Below are 2892 nucleotides of genomic sequence, written 5' to 3'. Positions count from 1 at the left end.
CGCCGAGCTTCGCGGCGGCTGGCGGGAAATCGCAGGGTCCCGCGTCTCACCGCCGCCGTCCGCTCTGCCCCGCAAGACGCCGCTCCGCCCCGCATCCGCCCGCATCCGCCCGCGGCTCACCGCGCTGGAGATCGTGCTGATCGGATGGGGCTTGCCGTCAGGCCGAACGAGCCCGAGTTCGGCGAGCAAGGCAGCGATCTCCGCATAGCCAAGGCCGCCGTCGAGCAGGCGTTCGAAAGTGGCGAGGTTGCGCTGGACCACCGCCTGTATCGGCCTCGGAGCGCCTAGCATGGTGCGCGAGTCCGAGCTCAGCGCCTCGAGCCGCTCGCGGTCCTCCGCGGGCAGCTTGTGCAGCAGACCGGCCGTCATAGCCGGTTACCCGGCGCGGCGTTTGCCGGGATCAGGGCCTCGATGCGATTTGCGCGGAATTTGCGCGAAACGCCCGAAACTGCCTGTTTTCGCCGGTCTCGACCCGCTTCGGCCGATCCTGAAAGTTCAAGAAAGTCTTCGGATGACGCGATCCGCGCCGCCCTTGACATGGTAGGGGTCACAGGTTCGATCCCTGTCACGCCCACCACTGATAAATGAGGGGTTTCCGGTTCGCCGGAAGCCCCTCTTTTGTTTTCGGCCCGGATATTCGGCGTCCGGGGCGGCGGCGTTCCGCGCCGCCCGGAAGGCGCGTTCAGCTTCCGAACGACACCACGAACTCCCGCACGCCCGAGGCGATGAACTGCACGGCCACGCAGGCCAGCAGGAACCCCATCACCTTGGTCACCGCCTCGATGCCGTGCTCTCCGAGCGCGCGGGCGATCCACGACGAGAAGAACAGCGCCACGTAGGCGATCATGACCGTGATCGCGACGCCGACGACGACGATGGCGTGTCCGATGACGTTGTTGTCAGCCGGTATCTGGGACCCGTAGCCCATGACGACCGCGATCGACCCCGGCCCGGCGAGGCTCGGCATCGCCAGCGGCGAGAACGAGAAGTCGAGGGTCGCGCGCTTGATCTGGTCCGGCGATTCGTCGACCGTCGATGCGTCGGTCTCGCCCGTGAACAGCATCCGGAACGCCAGGACTAGGATGATCAGCCCGCCCGCGACCCGGATGCCGGCGAGCGAGATCCCGAACAGGGAGATGATCGCGTTGCCCAGGAACAGGAACGCGGAGAGAATCGCGAACGCATAGAAGCAGGCCATGCGGGCCTGATGATCCTTGGCCTTCTCCGGCATGTGCTTGGTCAGCGCCAGGAAGAGCGGGATCGTGCTGAGCGGGTTCATGATCGGCAGCAGGCCGAGGACGATCGCCGGGATGTATTTTACGGCGGCGTTCAGTTCTTCCATGGGCGGCTGGTCCGGTCAGAGCGCGAGGGTGACGGCTTTTAGCACGAGAGGGGGGCGGCCGCAGTCAAAGCGCCGACCGGGCCTTGGCGGCGGAAACGCCCCGCCCATTTCGGCCTCTTGCGCGTTGTAGGCCTGCCCTAGCCGCCGGAGGCCGCCCGCCGTGAAGATCGCGACTTTCAACGTCAACGGCGTCAACGGCCGGCTCGCCGTGCTGTTGCGCTGGCTCGAGGAGGCGAGGCCGGACGTCGTCTGCCTGCAGGAGCTCAAGGCGCCGCAGGAGAAGTTTCCCGAGGAGGCGATCGGCAAGGCCGGCTACGGCGCCGTCTGGCGCGGCCAGAAGAGCTGGAACGGCGTCGCCATCCTGGCGCGGGGGAGGGAGCCGGTCGAAACGCGCCGCGAACTGCCGGGCGAGCCGGAGGACGCCCACAGCCGCTACATCGAGGCGGCGGTGAACGGGGTGCTGGTCGGCTGCCTGTACCTGCCCAACGGCAATCCCGCGCCGGGTCCCAAGTTCGACTACAAGCTGCGCTGGTTCGAGCGCCTGACGGCCCACGCGGCGGAGCTGCTCGCGAGCCGGGCGCCGGTCGCGCTCGTGGGCGACTTCAACGTCATGCCCACCGATCTCGACGTCTACAAGCCGGAGCGCTGGACGGACGACGCGCTGTTCCGCCCGGAGGTCCGCGAGGCGTTCCGCCGACTCGTGGACCAGGGCTGGACCGACGCCGTGCGGGCGCTTCATCCGGGCGAGCGCATCTACACCTTCTGGGACTACTTCCGGAACGCGTGGGGCCGCGACGCAGGGCTGAGGATCGACCATCTGCTGCTGAGCCCCATGCTGGCCCGCCGCCTCGTCGCCGCGGGCGTCGACCGCGAGGTGCGGGGCTGGGAGCATGCGAGCGACCACGCGCCGACCTGGATCGAGCTCGCCGAAGAGGACGCCGCGCCGCCCCGGCGGAGCCGCGCGCGCAAGGGAGACGGCTGATGGCGCAGGATCCGTACGACCTCGAGCGGTTCGTGGCCGCCCAGGCGCCGGTCTTCGACCAGGCGCTGGCCGAACTTCGCGCCGGCGCCAAGCGCAGCCACTGGATGTGGTTCGTGTTCCCGCAGCTCCGCGGGCTCGGCTCGTCCCCGATGGCGAGCTTCTACGGCCTCTCCTCGCTCGACGAGGCGCGCGCCTATCTGGCGCATCCGGTGCTGGGGCCGCGTCTGGCGCGCTCGGTCGAGACGGTGCTGGGCGTGGAAGGCCGGTCGCTCGGCGAGGTGTTCGGGACGCCGGACGACATGAAGTTCAGGTCGTCCATGACGCTGTTCGCGCGCGCGGCCGGCGAGGCCGACAGCGTCTTCGCTCGGGCGCTGGCGCGCTACTGCGACGGCGCGGAGGACGGGCGGACGCTGGCGCTCATCGGCGCCGGCTGACGGGGCCGTCGGGGCGCGGTCCAGCACGGCAGCATGACGATCCGGTTCCATCGCGGCGACCTTCCCGACGGCTATGCGGCAGGCGCCGCCGTCGCGATCGACACCGAAACCCTCGGCCTCAATCCCAACCGCGA

General features: G+C 69.5%; 4 protein-coding genes and 1 pseudogene. 3 read left to right on the top strand and 2 right to left on the bottom strand.

From position 1 onward, the window contains the following. Both ACIKT0_RS16295 and ACIKT0_RS16290 read right to left on the bottom strand, forming a co-directional pair. A partial coding sequence (locus tag ACIKT0_RS16295; protein WP_407106424.1) for a hypothetical protein occupies positions 1-369 on the bottom strand: 369 nt, incomplete at its 3' end. Positions 370-682: 313 nt separating this feature from the next. Further along, positions 683-1342: a MarC family NAAT transporter gene (locus ACIKT0_RS16290; protein ID WP_407106422.1), complete on the bottom strand. Its 660-nt coding sequence runs from the start codon at positions 1340-1342 to the stop codon at positions 683-685. Positions 1343-1502: 160 nt separating this feature from the next. Between ACIKT0_RS16290 and xth the strand changes: the two genes are divergently transcribed. The 3 genes and pseudogenes from xth to ACIKT0_RS16275 all read left to right on the top strand — a co-directional run. Continuing rightward, positions 1503-2324: an exodeoxyribonuclease III gene (gene xth, locus ACIKT0_RS16285; RefSeq protein WP_407106420.1), complete on the top strand. Its 822-nt coding sequence runs from the start codon at positions 1503-1505 to the stop codon at positions 2322-2324. Continuing rightward, the gene (locus ACIKT0_RS16280) at positions 2324-2758 is read left to right on the top strand and encodes a DUF1810 domain-containing protein (RefSeq protein ID WP_407106418.1); all 435 of its coding nucleotides are present in this window, start codon (positions 2324-2326) and stop codon (positions 2756-2758) included. The genes xth and ACIKT0_RS16280 overlap by 1 nt, the downstream gene beginning before the upstream one ends. 33 nt (positions 2759-2791) lie before the next feature. Continuing rightward, positions 2792-2892: pseudogene (locus ACIKT0_RS16275) on the top strand (ribonuclease D); the annotation flags it as partial.

The organism is Hansschlegelia beijingensis (genome assembly GCF_045505405.1).
Taxonomy (GTDB): Bacteria; Pseudomonadota; Alphaproteobacteria; order Rhizobiales; family Methylopilaceae; genus Methylopila; species Methylopila beijingensis_A.
The sequence above is the reverse complement of the archived record's forward strand: the minus strand, read 5'-3'. Positions and strand labels throughout refer to the sequence as shown.